This window comes from Leptotrichia massiliensis, assembly GCF_900104625.1.
GTDB classification, from domain to species: domain Bacteria; phylum Fusobacteriota; class Fusobacteriia; order Fusobacteriales; family Leptotrichiaceae; genus Leptotrichia; species Leptotrichia massiliensis.
In genome coordinates this window covers 1,313,038-1,329,933 of sequence record NZ_FNVZ01000005.1, presented here as the reverse complement: position 1 = coordinate 1,329,933, position 16,896 = coordinate 1,313,038, and the positions used below count along the sequence as shown (strand labels likewise).

Here is a 16,896-nt window from a genome sequence, read left to right as displayed (position 1 = left end):
TAATTTTAAGGTTATTTTACTATGAAAAATAAAAATTTTTAAAATTGAAAAAACGATAAAGAAATAAAATAAAGGACGGTAAAAATATGAAAATAGCTATTGGATGTGATCATATTGTAACAGATGTAAAAATTGCAGTATCAGATTTCTTGAAATCAAAAGGTTATGAAGTTTTAGATTTTGGAACATATGATTTTACACGTACTCATTATCCAATTTATGGGAAAAAAGTAGGAGAAGCAGTGGCAAGTGGTGAAGCTGATTTAGGAGTATGTATCTGTGGAACAGGTGTTGGAATTAATAATGCTGTAAATAAAGTGCCGGGAATACGTTCTGCATTAGTAAGAGATATGACAACTGCGATTTATGCAAAAGAATATTTAAATGCAAATGTAATTGGTTTTGGAGGAAAAATAACAGGTGAATTGTTAATGTGTGACATAATAGAAGCATTTATAAAAGCAGAATATAAAAAAACAGAAGAAAGTGAAAAATTAATTGCTAAAATTAAACATATAGAAACTGTAAATCCAAAACAAACTGATAAAGATTTTTTCACAGAATTTTTGGAAAAATGGGACAGAGGAGAATACAAAGATTAAAGGGGCTGGTTAATATGATTTTAACAGTAACAATGAATCCGTCTGTTGATATTTCATATCCTTTGGAAAAATTTAATTTGGATACTGTAAACAGAGTACCAAAAGCAATTAAGACACCAGGAGGAAAAGGACTGAATGTAACGAGGGTGCTAAAACAGCTGGATGATAAAGTTATCGCAACAGGGCTTATAGGCGGAGCTTTAGGAATGGATATTCAGAAAAAATTAACAGAAATGGGAATAGAAAACAAATTTTTTGAAATTTCTGGGGAAACAAGAAATTGTATTGCAATTCTACACGAAGGAAATCAGACGGAAATTTTGGAAAATGGACCTATAATTAGTCAATCTGAAAGTGAAAAATTTTTGGAATATTTTGAAAAATTAGTACAGGAAGTTGGAATTATCTCAATTTCTGGAAGTTTACCTAATGGGTTGGAAGATGATTATTATTCAAAAATGATTCAAATGTGTAATAAATATGAGAAACCAGTTGTTCTTGACTGCTCAGGAAAAGCGTTGCTGGAAGTTTTAAAGCATGAATATAAGCCAAAAGTTATAAAGCCTAATACAGAAGAATTATCGCAGTTGATTGGAAAAGAAGTATCAAAAAACATCGAAGAATTGAAGGAAACTTTGAAAAATGAATTATTTGACGGAATTGAATGGATTATAGTTTCACTCGGAGCAGACGGCGCTTTTGCAAAGCATAACGACAAATTTTATAAAGTTAATATTCCAAAAATAGAAGTTGTAAATCCTGTAGGTTCTGGCGATTCTACTGTAGCAGGAATTACATCGGCAATTTACGAAAATGCAAGTGATGAAAATTTATTGAAGAAGGCTAATACGTTAGGAATGCTAAATGCAATGGAAAAATTGACAGGATTTGTAAATTTGGAAAATTATGAAAAAGTATTTAGCGAAATTGAGATAGTTCAATATTAAACGAAATTTATAAGGAGGAATAAATAATGAAATTAACTGAACAAAAAAGAAAATATTTAGAAAATTTAAGTGATAAAAATGGATTTATATCAGCACTAGCAATTGATCAAAGAGGTGCCTTGAAAAAAATGTTAAATAAACATCAGGAATCTGAAGCAACAGCTGAACAAATAAAGGAGTTTAAAGTATTAGTTTCAAAACATTTAACAAAATATTCTTCTTCAATTTTACTAGATCCTGAATACGGACTGGATGCGGCAAAAGCTAGAGATAAAGATGCTGGATTATTATTAGCTTATGAGAAAACAGGATATGATGCAAATGCAGTTGGAAGATTGCCAGACTGTCTTGTTGAATGGTCAGCTAAAAGGCTAAAAGAAGAAGGGGCAGATGCAGTAAAATTTTTATTGTACTATGATGTAGATGAAAGTGAAGAAATTAATATTCAGAAAAAAGCATATATGGAAAGAGTAGGAGCTGAATGTGTTGCAGAAGACATACCTTTCTTTTTGGAAATTTTAAGTTACGACTGTAAAATTGATGACAACAGCACAGCAGAATATGCAAAAGTAAAACCTAGAAAAGTTATTGAAGCAATGAAAGTATTTTCAGATCCAAGATACAATGTTGACGTTTTAAAAGTAGAAGTTCCTGTAAATATGAAATTTGTAGAAGGGTTTAGTGATGGAGAAACTGTTTATACAAAAGAAGAAGCTGCAAATTATTTCAAACTTCAGGAAGAAGCAACATCATTGCCATATATTTACCTAAGTGCTGGAGTAAGTGCAAAACTTTTTCAGGATACATTAAAATTTGCTCATGATTCAGGTGCTAAATTTAACGGAGTATTGTGTGGAAGAGCGACTTGGGCTAATGGAGTAGAAGTGTTTGCCAAGGAAGGTGAAAAGGCGACTGTGGAATGGTTGAATACAATTGGAAGAAAGAATATTGAAGAACTGAATGAAGTGGTTGAAAAAACAGCAACATCTTGGAAGGAAAAATAGATTAAAAAATAGTAAATTTAAAAAACAAAATCAGGAATTGAAAAAATATAGTTAGAAAAATAAAAATATTATGTAAAAAGGGAGAGAATTATGACTAAAGAAGATGTTACAATGATTGGATTTGAAATAGTAGCTTATGCAGGAGATGCAAGATCTAAATTAATGATTGCATTAAATAAAGCTCAAAATGGAGAGTTTGAGGAAGCAGAAAAGTTAGTAAAAGAAGCTGAGGAATGTCTGGTTGGTGCTCATAATTCACAAACAGATATATTAGCTAAAGAAGCGGCTGGAGAAGATTTAGAAATGAGTTTTATCATGATTCATGGACAGGATCATTTAATGACAACAATATTATTGAAAGAATTAATGAAACATCTAATAGAATTATATAAAAGAGGAGCAAAATAAATGAAAAAACTGATTGAATTTATAGAAAAAGGAAAGCCTTTTTTTGAGAAATTATCTCGGAATATATATTTAAGAGCAATTCGTGATGGTTTTATAGCTGGTATGCCAGTTATACTATTTTCTAGTATTTTTATCTTAATTGCTTATGTACCAAATGCTTTTGGATTTTTTTGGCCAAAAAATATAGAGGCTTTATTAATGAAACCATACAGTTACTCTATGGGAATCTTAGCATTTTTAGTAGCAGGAACAACGGCTAAATCATTAACAGATTCTGTAAATCGTTCTATGCCGGCAACTAATCAAATTAATTATCTTTCTACACTTTTAGCATCAATGGTTGGATTGCTGTTATTAGCGGCAGATCCAATTGAAGGTGGCATTTCAACTGGATTTTTAGGTACAAAAGGACTTTTAACTGCATTTTTAGCAGCATTTATAATTGTAACAATTTATAAATTCTGTGTAAAAAACGAAGTAACTATAAAAATGCCGTCAGAAGTTCCGCCTAATATTTCGCAAGTTTTTAAAGATGTAATACCGTTTACTTTATCAATAGTATTACTTTATGTTATTGAGATTCTTGTACGTCACTTTATCGGAACAGGAGTTGCAGAAGCAGTAGGTAAACTTTTTGGACCGTTATTTTCAGCAGCAGATGGATATGTAGGAATTACTCTTATATTTGGAGCTTATGCTTTCTTCTGGTTTGTCGGAATTCATGGTCCTTCAATTGTAGAGCCAGCTATTGCAGTTGTTACTTATGCTAATATAGATGTAAATTTAAATCTTATGAGAGCAGGACAGCATGCAGATAAAATTTTGACTTCAGGAACACAGATGTTTATAGTTACAATGGGAGGAACTGGAGCTACTTTAATTGTACCATTTATGTTTATGTGGCTATGTAAATCTAAGAGAAATAAGGCTATTGGACGTGCTTCTGCTGTACCTACATTCTTTGGTGTAAATGAGCCAATTCTATTTGGTGCTCCAATTGTATTAAATCCTGTATTCTTTATACCATTTATCCTTGCACCAATAGTGAATGTGTGGATTTTTAAAATATTTATAGATGTGCTTAGAATGAATAGTTTTACTGCTAATCTTCCATGGACAACTCCAGGCCCATTGGGTATAATATTAGGGACAAATCTTCAAATATTATCGTTTATTTTAGCAGCGCTTTTAATCGTTGTAGACTTTATTATCTATTATCCATTTGTAAAAGTATACGATAAGCAGATTCTTGAGGAAGAACGTCTAGGAAAGACAAATGATGAATTAAAAGAAAAAGTTGCTGCAAATTTCAACACTAAAAAAGCAGATAACATTCTTGAAAAAGCCGGTGTTGTTCAAAATAATATAACGAAAGAGACAAATGTACTTGTATTATGTGCCGGTGGAGGAACAAGTGGACTTTTAGCAAATGCTTTAAATAAGGCGGCAAAAGAACATAATGTTCCTGTTAAAGCTGCGGCAGGTGGGTACGGTGCACATCGTGAAATACTTCCTGAATTTGATTTAGTTATTCTTGCACCGCAAGTTGCATCAAATTTTGAAGATATGAAGGCAGAAACTGATAAGTTAGGAATTAAGTTAGCAAAAACCGAAGGGGCTCAATATATTAGTTTGACTCGTGACGGTAAAGGTGCATTAGATTTTGTACAAGCGCAATTTGAAGATTAATTAATACATTTTAATACTAAGAGAGGTTTAATTATGTCAAAAAAATTACCAGAAGATTTTATTTTTGGTGGAGCCACAGCAGCATATCAAGCTGAAGGTGCAACAAAAACAGATGGTAAAGGTCGTGTGGCCTGGGATACTTTTTTGGAAGAAAATTACTGGTATACAGCTGAGCCTGCAAGTGATTTTTACAATCAGTATCCAGTAGATTTGAAACTTTGTGAAGAATTCGGTATAAATGGAATAAGAATTTCAATTGCATGGTCAAGAATTTTTCCTAAAGGTTATGGTGAAGTGAATCACAAAGGAGTGGAATTTTATCATAAATTGTTTGCAGAGTGTAAAAAAAGAAACGTTGAACCATTTGTAACACTTCATCATTTTGATACACCTGAAGTTCTGCACTCCAACGGAGATTTTTTAAATCGTGAAAATATAGAACATTTTGTAGATTATGCTAAATTCTGTTTTGAAGAATTTAATGAAGTAAATTATTGGACAACATTTAATGAAATTGGACCTATTGGAGATGGACAATATTTAGTTGGAAAATTTCCACCGGGAATAAAATATGATTTTGAAAAATTGTTTCAGTCACATCATAATATGGTTTTGGCACATGCAAAAGCAGTAAATTTATTTAAGCAAAACATATATAACGGAGAAATAGGAATGGTTTGTGCATTGCCAACAAAATATCCTTATAATCCAAGTAATCCTAAAGATGTAAAAGCGGCAGAACTAGACGATATCATTCATAATAAATTTATTTTAGATGCAACTTTTAAAGGTGAATATTCAAAAGAAACAATGGAAGGTGTAAATCATATTTTAAAAGTTAATGGCGGAAAATTAGATTTAAGAGAAGAAGATTTTGAAGAATTGAAGGCTGCAAAAGATTTGAACGATTTTTTAGGAATAAATTATTATATGAGCGACTGGATGACTGAATATGATGGCGAAACTGAAATTATTCACAATGGAACTGGGAATAAAGGAAGTTCCAAATATCAGATAAAAGGTGTGGGACAAAGAAAAGCCAATGAAAGTATTCCAAGAACTGACTGGGACTGGATAATTTACCCACAAGGGCTTTATGATCAAATCGCAAGAGTTAAAAGAGATTATCCAAATTACAAAAAAATCTACATTACCGAAAATGGTTTAGGCTATAAAGATGTCTTTGAAGACAATACAGTATATGACGATGCAAGAATAGATTACATAAGACAACATTTGGAAGTAATTTCAGATGCAATAAGGGATGGGGCAAATGTAAAAGGCTACTTCCTCTGGTCACTAATGGATGTTTTCTCATGGTCAAACGGTTATGAAAAACGTTACGGACTATTTTATGTAGATTTTGAAACACAAAAGCGTTATCCAAAGAAAAGTGCCTATTGGTATAAAAAAGTATCAGAAACAAAAGAAGTTTAAAAAATTTATATATTTGAATTTTTTCGTGTGAGAGTGTAAAAGCTCTCACATTTTAATTTATTTTTAGAGTGACAAACCCTGTAAAATTATTATAACAAAAAAATACTTGACAAAAAACGATTACTATTGTAAACTATATAATGTAAAAAGATTACAAACGTAAACATTAAAGGAGGTAAGAATGTGAAAGAAAATTGCAGAATCGATAAAAAACAGCATATAACCGATGCAGAATGGGAAATAATGCGTGTTGTGTGGGCAAATAGCGAAGTTACGAGCAAGTTTGTGGCAGAGGTGCTTTGTGAGAAAATGAACTGGAAACAGGCTACAATAAAGACGCTGTTGAATCGGCTGCTGGAAAAGAATATTTTGAAAAAGAGGGAAATTGGGAACAAGTATATTTATTTGACGGATTTTACAGAAAAAGAAGTTGCTAACAGTTATATATTAGGAACTTTTGATAAAATTTGTAAAACGAAAGTTGGAGAAATGATAGGGAAAGTTATTGAGAACAGTGAACTGAGTTTTGACGACTTGGATTTGATTTTAAAGGCTGTAGAGGAAAGGAGGAAAACGGCTGTGGAAGAAGTTTTGTGTGATTGTGTGGAGGGGCAGTGTAATTGTGAACATAATGGACATAAGCATATTTAAGATATAGTGTACTAAATGAAGGAGGAAAAGAATATGGCTGAAAAAAATTATACAGTAACTGGGATGAGCTGTACAGCTTGTGCTAATGCCGTGGAAAAGGCACTTAATAAAAATAATGATATTAACGCTTCGGTTAATATTGCAACTGAAAAATTGAATATTGAATATGATGAGAAAAAATATAATTTTGATAAAATTAGGAAAATAGTGGAGTCGGCTGGGTATGGACTGGTTGAGGATATGACGGAAGATAAAAAGATGGAGGGGCAGTGTAATTGCGAACATAGCGGACATAAGCATATTTAAGATATAGTGTACTAAATGAAGGAGGAAAAGATTATGGCAGAAAAAAACTATACAGTAACTGGGATGAACTGTGCAGCTTGTGCTAATGCTGTGGAAAAGGCACTTAATAAAAATAATGATATTAACGCTTCGGTTAATATTGCAACTGAAAAATTGAATATTGAATATGATGAGAAGAAGTACGATTTTAATAAAATTAGGGAAATAGTGGAGTCGGCTGGGTATGGACTGGTTGAGGATATGACGGAAGATAAAAAGCTGGAACTTTATCAGGAAAAAATAACAAGTTTGAAAAATCGTTTAATTTTGGCAATTGTGTTTGTTATTCCGCTTTTGTATATTTCGATGGGGCATATGCTTGGGGCAGTACTTCCTGAATTTTTGAATCCTAAGGTACATCCGCTTAATTTTGCGTTGGCACAGTTTGTATTGACTTTGCCTATTATTTATGCTGGGAGAGATTTTTTTTCACATGGATTTAAAAATTTAGTAAGAAAATCTCCAACAATGGATTCATTAATTGCTATTGGGGCAACAGCGGCGGTAATCTATGGAATTTACGCAACTTTTAGAATTATAACTGTAGATCCTGAAGCACATATGGATTTATATTATGAGTCGGCTGGTACAATTATTACGTTAATCTTGTTTGGAAAACTGCTGGAGGCAAAAACAAAAGGTCAAACTTCATCGGCAATAAAAAAACTTATCGGACTTCAGCCTAAAAAGGCTAAAATTATTGAAAATGGAGTGGAAAAGGAAGTTCTGATTGAAAACTTAAAAGTTGGAGATATTGTTATTGTGAAGCCGGGAGAAAAAATTGCGGTGGATGGAAGGATTGTGGAAGGGGCGACTTCGATTGATGAGTCAATGTTGACAGGAGAAAGTTTGCCAGTAAGCAAAAAAGTTGGGGATAAGGTTGTTGGAGGAAGTATAAATAAAAATGGAAGTATCAGATTTGAGGCGACTGAAATTGGTAAAAATACAGTTTTATCACAAATTATAAAACTGGTTGAGGAGGCACAGGGGTCAAAGGCTCCAATTTCTCGAATGGCAGACATTGTGGCGGCATATTTTGTACCGATTGTTATTGGGATTGCGATAATTACAGGGATTGCTTGGTTTCTGAGTGGAAGTGGATTGGTTACTGCATTGTCGTTTTTCATCGCTGTACTTGTAATTGCGTGTCCATGTGCATTGGGACTTGCAACACCTACATCGATAATGGTTGGAACTGGAAAAGGTGCTGAGAACGGTATTCTTATAAAAAGCGGGGAAGCTCTTGAAACAGCACATAAAATTAAAACTGTTGTCTTTGACAAGACTGGTACGATTACGAAAGGAAAGCCTGTACTGACTGATTTGATTGCTTATGGAAATTATGACGAGAATGAATTGTTAAAAATTGCTGCAAGTGTAGAAAATGATTCAGAACATCCATTGGCAGAAGCAATCGTAAATGAAGCAAAAGAGAAAAATATTGAAATTAAACCGTATGAAAAATTTAGGGCAATGCCAGGTTACGGTATTCGTGCAACATTTGAAGGCAAGGAAGTGCAAATTGGAAATAGAAAACTTATGGAAAATCGAAAAATCAATGTGGAAATTTCTCAAAAAGATTATGATATTTTGTCAAATGAAGGAAAAACACCAATGTATATTTCAATTGATAACGAATTGGCGGGACTTGTTGCAGTTGCAGATGTTATCAAGGAAACAAGCAAGGAAGCTATAGAAAAACTGAAAAAAATGGGAATCAAGACAATAATGCTAACTGGCGATAACGAAAAAACTGCAAAATTTATAGCAAAACAAGTAGGAATAGATGATGTAATCTCAGAAGTGCTGCCTTATCAGAAATCTCAGAAAGTAAAGGAACTTCAGGAAAAAGATGAATTTGTTGCAATGGTTGGAGACGGAATTAACGATTCACCAGCACTGGCTCAGGCAAACGTTGGAATTGCGATAGGAAATGGAACAGATGTTGCGATAGAATCAGCTGATATTGTCTTAATTAGAAACGATTTGAGAGATGTTGCGGGTGCAATAGCATTAAGTAAAGCGACAATCACAAATATAAAGGAAAATCTATTTTGGGCATTCTTTTATAACGTACTGGGGATTCCTTTTGCCGCTGGAATATTTTATGCATTTTTCAATGGACCAAAATTGGATCCGATGATAGCGGCTTTTGCAATGTCGTTTAGTTCAGTATCAGTTTTGGGGAATGCTTTGAGATTGAAATTTTTTAAAGTTAAATAGAATTTTGAAAAATAGGTTGAAGTTTACAATATTATAATTTATAAATAGAAAATGACTTAATACCTTTTAATAAATAACAATTTACAAACTTGTAGAAATGATATAAAAAATCCTTATTCTTAGATTGAATAAGGTATTTTTTATTAAAAAACTTAAAAAGTCTATTCTAAGAAATTTATTGACAATAACTGCTTTGTCTGATAAAATTTTATAGGCATAAAGCTCTTTTTTTGATTTACAAAATTTAAATTTTGAATTTATGCTAATTTTCTATTTTATGGAGGTGAATGTTTTGAACGAGGAAGTCCCGAGTAAGAAACTGAAGAATTTACATTTTACAAAAATATGCAATGGATAAGGGGAATATCTTCGTTACTGTTATTCTTCTTATTTTGAAATTGTATGAAATGAAAAAGTATAAAAGGAAGGAGATAACAGTGGAAAACAACACTATTCAAACACTTATAGATGAAAAAAAATATTTTGAAATTAGAAAATATTTGAACGAATTAAATACTGTTGAGGTTTCGGAACTGTTAAATCAGTTTGAATCTTCTGAATTAATAATGATTTTTAGATTACTTTCTAAAAATAGGGCAGCAGATGTATTTTCATATTTAGATACAGAGCATCAGGAAATGATTATTAATACTATGACTGATGTGGAAACTAAAAATATATTTGATGAGCTTTATTTTGATGATATTGTCGATATTATTGAGGAAATGCCATCAAATGTAGTAAAAAAAATTTTGAAAAATACTGATGCAAAAGATAGACATACAATAAATCTTTTGTTAAAATATCCTGACAATTCAGCTGGAAGTATTATGACAACAGAATATATGGATTTAAAAAAGGATATGAAAGTTTCTCAAGCAATTGCCAAAATTAGAGATACTGTGGAAGATATGGAAAATGTCTATACTTGCTATGTAATTAGTGAAGACAGAAAATTAGAAGGAGTAATTTCCTTAAAGGAATTAATTACAAACGAAGATGATACAGTTGTGGGAAATATCATGAATCGCAATTTTGTAAGTGTCCATACAAATGATGACCAGGAAAATGTTGCTGAAATAATTAAAAAATATAATTTGATTGTACTTCCAGTTACAGATATAGAAAATAGACTTCTTGGAATAATTACGATTGACGATATAATGGACGTTGTTGAACAAGAGGCGACAGAAGATTTCCACAAAATGGCGGGAATTTCACCAGTTGAGGAATCATATCTTAAGACAAGTGCTTTTACGATGGCAAGACAGAGAATTAGCTGGCTTATTGTACTTATGATTTCTGCAACTTTTACAGGAAGAATTATAAAAAGTTATGAAGATGTATTGCAGTCAGTAGTTATTCTATCTTCATTTATACCAATGTTAATGGACACAGGAGGAAATGCAGGAGCTCAATCTTCTACAATTGTTATTCGTGCTTTAGCATTAGGTGAAGTAAATCCAAGAGACACTTTTAAAATATTAAAAAAAGAATTTTCTATTTCATTTATTGTGGCAGTAGTTCTAGCGGGAATTAACTATTTACGACTTATAACTTTGACAAAAACGCCTTTAAATGTAGCTTTGACCGTTTCAATTACCCTCATTTTTGTAGTTATGATTTCCAAAATAATAGGTGCATTTTTACCTATTGTTGCAAAAATATTTAAAATGGATCCCGCAATTATGGCAGGGCCTTTAATAACTACAATTTTAGATGCTTTGACTCTTTCTATCTATTTTAAATTTGCAACTATATTTTTGAGTAATATTATAAAGTAAGGAGGGAATAATGAAAGAATTAATTGAAACTCTTTTAAAAGAAAAAAAATATTTTGAAATAAAAAGTGAATTAAACAAATTAAACACAGTAGAAATTTCTGATATATTAAATCAGTTCAAATCTCCTGAACTTGTAATAATGATTTTTAGACTGTTAAAAAAAGATAAAGCAGCAGATGTATTTCCTTATTTGGACTCAGAACATCAGGAAATGATTATTCATACTTCAACAGATATTGAAACCCGTGAAATTTTTGATGAATTATATTTTGACGATATTGTTGACATTATTGAAGAGATGCCATCGAATATTGTAAAAAAAATATTGAAAAACACTGATAAAAAAGATAGACATCTGATAAATCAGCTGTTAAAATATCCTGATAATTCTGCGGGAAGTATTATGACAACAGAATATGTGGATTTACAAAAAAATATGACAGTTTCAGAAGCAATTGAAGAAATTAGAAAAACTGGAAAAGATAAAGAAAATATTTATACATGTTATGTTACTGGAGAAAAAGGAATACTAGAAGGTGTACTTTCTCTCAAGGAATTAATTGCCAAAAAAGATACTATCCAAATTGAAGATATTATGAACAAAAATTTTGTAAGTGTCAATACAAACGATGATCAGGAAATTGTAGCAGATTTATTTAAAAAATATGACTTTATTGTAATGCCAGTTGTGGATCATGAAAATAGGATTTTAGGTATAATTACTATAGATGATGTAATGGATGTTGTAGATCAGGAAGTTACAGAAGATTTTCATAAAATGGCAGGGATTACTTCTCCTACTGACGATTCTTATTTAAAGACAAATATTTTTACAATGGCAAGACAAAGAATAGGGTGGCTCGCTGTACTTATGATTTCTGATACAATTTCTGGAAATATTATTCAAGGTTATGAAAAAGTATTAGCAAAGTCCATAATTTTAACAGCTTTTATTCCAATGTTAATGTCAAGCGGAGGAAATGTTGGTTCTCAATCATCAACAGTTGTAATACGTTCGTTGGCACTTGGAGAAATTTCTCCAAAATCTGCCTTTAAAGTTATAAAAAAGGAATTTTTTATCGGTATAATGGTTTCTATTGTCTTATCAGTCTTAAATTTTATAAGATTGATTACATTGGAAAAAACAGATCCGACAATCGCTCTTATTGTTTCATTAACCCTTGTATTTACAATAATAATTTCAAAACTGGTAGGAGCATTGCTGCCACTTGGAGCTAAAATCGTAAAATCCGATCCAGCCGTTATGGCAACGCCTCTGATAACAACAATTTCAGATGCTGTAACCCTTGTTATTTACTTTACTTTTGCAACAATGCTTTTAAAGAACCTTAAATAATATAAATCTAATGAAATACTGTCTATAAAATTATATAAACATAGTATAATGTAGAAAAAATTGAAGGAGAAATTTATGAAGGCAAAAATTTTAATTTTATTAAGCATGCTTTTATTTGTAGTAAGTTGTGGAACTCATCCTGCTCAAAAGGATTTTGAGGAAAAAATGAAAATAATCCAATCAGGAGATATGTCAAAATTTGGAAAAACAGAAGGAAATGTTAACGTTATTTTAGAAGAATTTGGTAAAATATATGGTAAAGGAATGAAAAAAATAACTTATAAAATAAATAAAGTTCAAGCAAAAGGAAATACTGCAATAATAAATGTTTCTTTAAAAGCCCCTGATTTAACTTCATATGTAGGTGAACTTCAAAATAGACTTTCTGAAAGAATGTCTAAATCAATGCCACAAACTAATGCTGAACTTCAAAAACAAGTTATTCAAATTGGAAAAGAATTTTTTGATGAAAAATTTGACAGTAAAGATTTAAAATATTCAGAAAAAACATTGGATGTAAAATATATAAAAAATGGTAAAGACTGGGTAATTAGTGATGAAAATGAAGAATTTTTCAAAATTATTACTTTTGGATTAAGTAACTAGAATATTATTTTTCTTATAATTACAAATGCTCTAATTTTAATTAATTGGAGTATTTTTTTATGAAAATAAGGATTTTCATTAATCTTCTTTTTTAAATTTTTCAAAAAAAACCACACCTCTTATCTTGTGTTCAAGATTTTAGGTGCAGTTTATTTTCCTATTTTTTAAATTAATATTTTGTAATTAGATATTCAAATGCTCCTAGTGCGGCTTTTGCACCTTCTCCCATTGCGATAATTATTTGTTTTTGTCTGATGCTAGTAACATCTCCTGCTGCGAAGATTCCAGCTACAGAAGTTGAATTATTTTCAGGGTTAATTACAATCTCTCCAATTTTATTTGTTTCAACCAAGTCTTTTACAACTTCGCTTCTTGGTGATAGTCCAATTTCTACAAACATTCCTTCTACATTCAATGTTTTTTCTTCATCAGTTTCTCTGCTTTTATAAACAATGCTCTCCACAAATTCATTTCCATTAACTCTAACTGTTGCAGAATTTAAAATAGTTTTTATATTTGCTTGTTCAGCCAATTTTTCTTGTAAAACTTTATCTGCCTTTAATTCAGGCATAAATTCGATTAATGTAACCGATTTTGCAATTCCAGATAAATCAAGTGCCGCTTCCACACCTGAATTTCCCCCACCAATTACAGCCACATTCAGCCCTTTATAAAAAGGTCCGTCACAAGTTGAGCAGTAATGCACCCCTTTTCCTACATACTCAGCTTCTCCAGGAATATTCAAACTTCTAGGCTTTGCTCCAGTTGCTACAATAACTGTTTTTGTTTTATAAGTTTTTCCATCATCAGTTATTAAAATTTTATCCTTGCCTTCTTCTTTAATCTCTTTTACTAAATGCCCTTCTTTAAATGCAATTTCATGTTCTTTTAAATGTTTTTCCAATGTTTCAGCAAATTTAGCTCCAGTTGTAGAAACAGTTCCAATAATATTCTCAATTTCATTTGTATCAAGAACCTGTCCCCCAATCTTCACTCCAATCATCGCTAAATTAAGTCCTTTTCTAGCTGCATAAATTGCTGCTGAAACAGCCGCAGGCCCAGAACCAATGACAGTTACATCATAAAGTTTATTTTCATCAATTTTTACTAATTTTCCTTCATCTAAAGCACCAAGGTTCAAGCTAAAATCCATTTTCTATACCTCCAAATTTAATTTTTATTTATTTTCTAATACTTTATTTAATTTTGTAATCATTACAATTTATTTTAATATAATTTTCTAAAATTGTCAATATTTAAATTTATAATATTTTGAGAAATAAAAATTAATAACAATAAAAAATGTTAAGTTTATAAATATCTTCTAATAAAAAAAGAATTAGAAATATATTATTTGACGAGATGAATAGGATTTTTTGAACTAAAAATTTAAAACATTAGAAAATTAATTTTTATAAGTAAATTTATGTTGTAAATATGATATAATTGAATTCTATAAAATAAGTTAAGGGGAAATAAATTATGAATATTAGAAAAGCAAAAATGGAAGATTTAGATGAGATAACTGCAATAGAAGCAGAGTGCTTTCCAGCAAGTGAGGCTGCAACTAGGAAATCTTTTGAAGGAAGATTAGCTGTTTATCCTTATTATTTCTGGATTCTTGAAGAAAAAGGGAAAGATGGAAATAAAAAAATTGTGAGTTTTGTGAATGGAATGGTGACAGATAGTCCTAATTTGGAAGATGAAATGTATGAAAATCCTAATTTACATAATGAAAAAGGAAATTGGCAAATGATTTTTGGAGTAAATACGTTACCTGAATATAGAAAAAGAGGGTATGCTGAAAAATTAATCAATGAGCTTATATTTGAGGCAAAAAGCAATTGTAGAAAAGGAATAGTCTTAACTTGTAAGGATAAACTTGTTTCATATTATTCAAAATTTGGGTTTAAAAATGAAGGAGTCTCAGAATCTGCTCACGGTGGAGTTGTCTGGTATGAAATGAGATTGACATTTTAAATTTTTTAAAATGAAACAAATAGGTCTTATACCAAATTCGATTTAAAAAATTGAAATAAAATTCAATAATGATTAATTTGATAACATTTCTAAAAAAATCAAATCTAATTTTTAAGATGGATACTTAATGATTAAATTTAATTAAATGATAATTTAATAGTTAATAGTATAATCTTGTAAAAAATGACTTTAATTTGACAAATTTTTTGATTTTCACTATTTAAATAGGAAATAGTATGAGTAACATATCTGTTAAAATAAAAAATGTAACTAACAATTAAAGTTAATTACATTTTTTTGTTTATTTAGATAAATTTAAATGAATTAATGTTTATGTCCACATCCGCAAGAATGTTTCATATCAATAACCATACGTCCTTGGATTGTTCCTTCTTCCATTTCTTTAAAAATTTCTGGAGCTTCGTCAATATTTCTTGTTTGAACTACTGGTACAACCAATCCTTCTGCTCCAAATTGGAATGCTTCTTTTAAGTCTTCTCTTGTTCCAACAAGCGATCCGATTACTTCGATACCATCTAATACTGTTTTTACGATTGGCAAGTCCATAGTTTCTGATGGAAGTCCAACTGCAACAACTTTACCAGCGGCTCTTACTGAATCAATAGCTTGGTTAAATGCAACTTTTGATACAGCAGTAACTACAGCGATATGAGCTCCAATTCCACTTAACTCTTTAATTTTTGCAACAGGGTCTTCTTTTTTACCATTTATAATATAATCAGCTCCAACTTCTTTAGCAAGTGCTAATTTGTCGTCATTTATATCAACAGCAATTACATGAGTATTAAATACTTTTTTAGCATATTGAACTGCCAAGTTTCCTAATCCTCCTGCACCGTAGATTACTACCCATTGTCCTGGTTGAGGTTTTCCAACTTTTATTGCTTTATAAGTTGTAACTCCTGCGCAAGTAATACTGCTGGCTTGAGCAGGATCTAATCCTTCTGGAACTTTTACTGCATAATCAGCTGTAACGATACATTGCTCAGCCATTCCTCCGTCAGCAGAATATCCTGCATTTATTACATCTCTGCACAATGTTTCTTGTCCATTGATACAGTATTCACATTTTCCACATCCTTCAAAGAACCAAGCAATACTTACTCTATCTCCAGGTTTCAAAGATGTCACACCATCAGCAACTTCTCTTACAATTCCAATTCCTTCATGTCCTAAAACTCTTCCAGGAACTTTTCCAAAATCTCCATGAGCCACATGTAAATCAGTATGGCAAACACCGCAATATTCCACATCAACTAATGCTTCTCCTGTTTTTAGCCCTCTTAATTCTTTTTCTACAACTTCTATTCCAGTTCCTTCTTGATTAACTACTACTGCTTTCATTATACTATTTCCTTTCTGTTTTAAAAATTCATATTAATATATGTGAATATGTTCATATAATAATATATACCTCATAAATTTAAAAAAGTCAAATATTTTTTAATAATTTTTTTATAAATTGAGATATAATTTTATATAACAAAGTTGATTTTCGTTAATTTATAAGGTATACTCATAACGAAAACATTTAAAAATAAAAGTTAAAAGAAAGAATTTTATATTAATTGTTTAGAAAAAATTATTTTTAATTTCAAAATATTAATTTTTTTAAAATTAATCTAAGAAAATATAAAACGAATAATTAACCATGTAGCTATAAGAAAATGATGATTGATGTTTAAAAATAAAAAAGTTTAATAAATTTTATGAAAGGATTTTAAGGATGGAAAGTTTAAAAAATTTAATTAGTTTATTCGATTCAGAAAAGTTTTTTTTTATGACAACTTTTCTTCCAGTTATGTTGTATAAAGATTTTTCCGAAACACAGAGAATCTCAAT

Annotated in this window: 15 protein-coding genes; 13 read left to right on the top strand and 2 right to left on the bottom strand. The window is 30.6% G+C overall.

The annotated features are described in order from the left end of the window. Positions 1-86 precede the first annotated feature (86 nt). From lacB to BQ5344_RS10315, 12 genes are all read left to right on the top strand, one after another. Positions 87-602, top strand: a complete 516-nt coding sequence (gene lacB / locus BQ5344_RS10370; protein ID WP_071125248.1) for a galactose-6-phosphate isomerase subunit LacB — start codon at positions 87-89, stop codon at positions 600-602. 14 nt (positions 603-616) lie between these two features. Further along, positions 617-1,549: a tagatose-6-phosphate kinase gene (locus tag BQ5344_RS10365; protein ID WP_071125247.1), complete on the top strand. Its 933-nt coding sequence runs from the start codon at positions 617-619 to the stop codon at positions 1,547-1,549. A gap of 26 nt (positions 1,550-1,575) precedes the next feature. Continuing rightward, entirely contained in the window at positions 1,576-2,553 is a 978-nt protein-coding gene (gene lacD / locus BQ5344_RS10360) for a tagatose-bisphosphate aldolase (RefSeq protein WP_006803363.1), read from the top strand. A gap of 90 nt (positions 2,554-2,643) precedes the next feature. Further along, complete coding sequence (locus BQ5344_RS10355) at positions 2,644-2,961, top strand: PTS lactose/cellobiose transporter subunit IIA (RefSeq protein ID WP_012806679.1); 318 nt, start codon at positions 2,644-2,646, stop codon at positions 2,959-2,961. Beyond that, complete coding sequence (locus BQ5344_RS10350; RefSeq protein ID WP_071125246.1) at positions 2,962-4,650, top strand: lactose-specific PTS transporter subunit EIIC; 1,689 nt, start codon at positions 2,962-2,964, stop codon at positions 4,648-4,650. A gap of 33 nt (positions 4,651-4,683) precedes the next feature. Then, positions 4,684-6,087, top strand: a complete 1,404-nt coding sequence (gene lacG, locus BQ5344_RS10345) for a 6-phospho-beta-galactosidase (protein ID WP_071125245.1) — start codon at positions 4,684-4,686, stop codon at positions 6,085-6,087. Positions 6,088-6,270: 183 nt separating this feature from the next. Then, positions 6,271-6,738 (top strand): CopY/TcrY family copper transport repressor, encoded by a 468-nt coding sequence (locus BQ5344_RS10340; RefSeq protein ID WP_083378243.1) that lies wholly within the window; start codon positions 6,271-6,273, stop codon positions 6,736-6,738. Between the two features lie 33 nt (positions 6,739-6,771). Continuing rightward, complete coding sequence (locus BQ5344_RS12565; protein ID WP_071125244.1) at positions 6,772-7,044, top strand: cation transporter; 273 nt, start codon at positions 6,772-6,774, stop codon at positions 7,042-7,044. A gap of 33 nt (positions 7,045-7,077) precedes the next feature. Next, complete coding sequence (locus tag BQ5344_RS10330) at positions 7,078-9,306, top strand: heavy metal translocating P-type ATPase (protein WP_071125243.1); 2,229 nt, start codon at positions 7,078-7,080, stop codon at positions 9,304-9,306. A gap of 437 nt (positions 9,307-9,743) precedes the next feature. Next, a complete protein-coding gene (mgtE, locus tag BQ5344_RS10325) occupies positions 9,744-11,090 on the top strand; it encodes a magnesium transporter (protein WP_083378242.1) in 1,347 nt (448 codons plus the stop codon). Positions 11,091-11,100: 10 nt separating this feature from the next. Further along, positions 11,101-12,447 carry a magnesium transporter gene (gene mgtE / locus BQ5344_RS10320; protein WP_071125242.1) on the top strand — a complete coding sequence of 449 codons (1,347 nt, stop codon included), beginning with the start codon at positions 11,101-11,103 and terminating at the stop codon, positions 12,445-12,447. A gap of 75 nt (positions 12,448-12,522) precedes the next feature. Continuing rightward, positions 12,523-13,053: a DUF5105 domain-containing protein gene (locus BQ5344_RS10315; protein WP_071125241.1), complete on the top strand. Its 531-nt coding sequence runs from the start codon at positions 12,523-12,525 to the stop codon at positions 13,051-13,053. A 169-nt stretch (positions 13,054-13,222) separates the two neighbouring features. Here the strand turns inward: BQ5344_RS10315 and BQ5344_RS10310 are convergent, their stop codons facing one another. Next, entirely contained in the window at positions 13,223-14,206 is a 984-nt protein-coding gene (locus BQ5344_RS10310; RefSeq protein WP_021770060.1) for an FAD-dependent oxidoreductase, read from the bottom strand. Positions 14,207-14,535: 329 nt separating this feature from the next. Here BQ5344_RS10310 and BQ5344_RS10305 point away from each other — a divergent pair, with 329 nt between their 5' ends. Further along, positions 14,536-15,033: a GNAT family N-acetyltransferase gene (locus BQ5344_RS10305; protein WP_071125240.1), complete on the top strand. Its 498-nt coding sequence runs from the start codon at positions 14,536-14,538 to the stop codon at positions 15,031-15,033. A 324-nt stretch (positions 15,034-15,357) separates the two neighbouring features. On the opposite strand, the gene adhP is transcribed toward BQ5344_RS10305, so the two are convergent. Then, complete coding sequence (adhP, locus tag BQ5344_RS10300) at positions 15,358-16,398, bottom strand: alcohol dehydrogenase AdhP (protein ID WP_021770062.1); 1,041 nt, start codon at positions 16,396-16,398, stop codon at positions 15,358-15,360. Positions 16,399-16,896 lie beyond the last annotated feature (498 nt).

What these genes read in the sequence shown, in the direction of transcription:
- lacB (WP_071125248.1), top strand. Translation starts at nt 87, where the DNA reads ATGAAAATAGCTATTGGATGTGATCATATTGTAACAGATGTAAAAATT.
- BQ5344_RS10365 (WP_071125247.1), top strand. Translation starts at nt 617, where the DNA reads ATGATTTTAACAGTAACAATGAATCCGTCTGTTGATATTTCATATCCT.
- lacD (WP_006803363.1), top strand. Translation starts at nt 1,576, where the DNA reads ATGAAATTAACTGAACAAAAAAGAAAATATTTAGAAAATTTAAGTGAT.
- BQ5344_RS10355 (WP_012806679.1), top strand. Translation starts at nt 2,644, where the DNA reads ATGACTAAAGAAGATGTTACAATGATTGGATTTGAAATAGTAGCTTAT.
- BQ5344_RS10350 (WP_071125246.1), top strand. Translation starts at nt 2,962, where the DNA reads ATGAAAAAACTGATTGAATTTATAGAAAAAGGAAAGCCTTTTTTTGAG.
- lacG (WP_071125245.1), top strand. Translation starts at nt 4,684, where the DNA reads ATGTCAAAAAAATTACCAGAAGATTTTATTTTTGGTGGAGCCACAGCA.
- BQ5344_RS12565 (WP_071125244.1), top strand. Translation starts at nt 6,772, where the DNA reads ATGGCTGAAAAAAATTATACAGTAACTGGGATGAGCTGTACAGCTTGT.
- BQ5344_RS10330 (WP_071125243.1), top strand. Translation starts at nt 7,078, where the DNA reads ATGGCAGAAAAAAACTATACAGTAACTGGGATGAACTGTGCAGCTTGT.
- mgtE (WP_071125242.1), top strand. Translation starts at nt 11,101, where the DNA reads ATGAAAGAATTAATTGAAACTCTTTTAAAAGAAAAAAAATATTTTGAA.
- BQ5344_RS10315 (WP_071125241.1), top strand. Translation starts at nt 12,523, where the DNA reads ATGAAGGCAAAAATTTTAATTTTATTAAGCATGCTTTTATTTGTAGTA.
- BQ5344_RS10310 (WP_021770060.1), bottom strand. Translation starts at nt 14,206, where the DNA reads ATGGATTTTAGCTTGAACCTTGGTGCTTTAGATGAAGGAAAATTAGTA.
- BQ5344_RS10305 (WP_071125240.1), top strand. Translation starts at nt 14,536, where the DNA reads ATGAATATTAGAAAAGCAAAAATGGAAGATTTAGATGAGATAACTGCA.
- adhP (WP_021770062.1), bottom strand. Translation starts at nt 16,398, where the DNA reads ATGAAAGCAGTAGTAGTTAATCAAGAAGGAACTGGAATAGAAGTTGTA.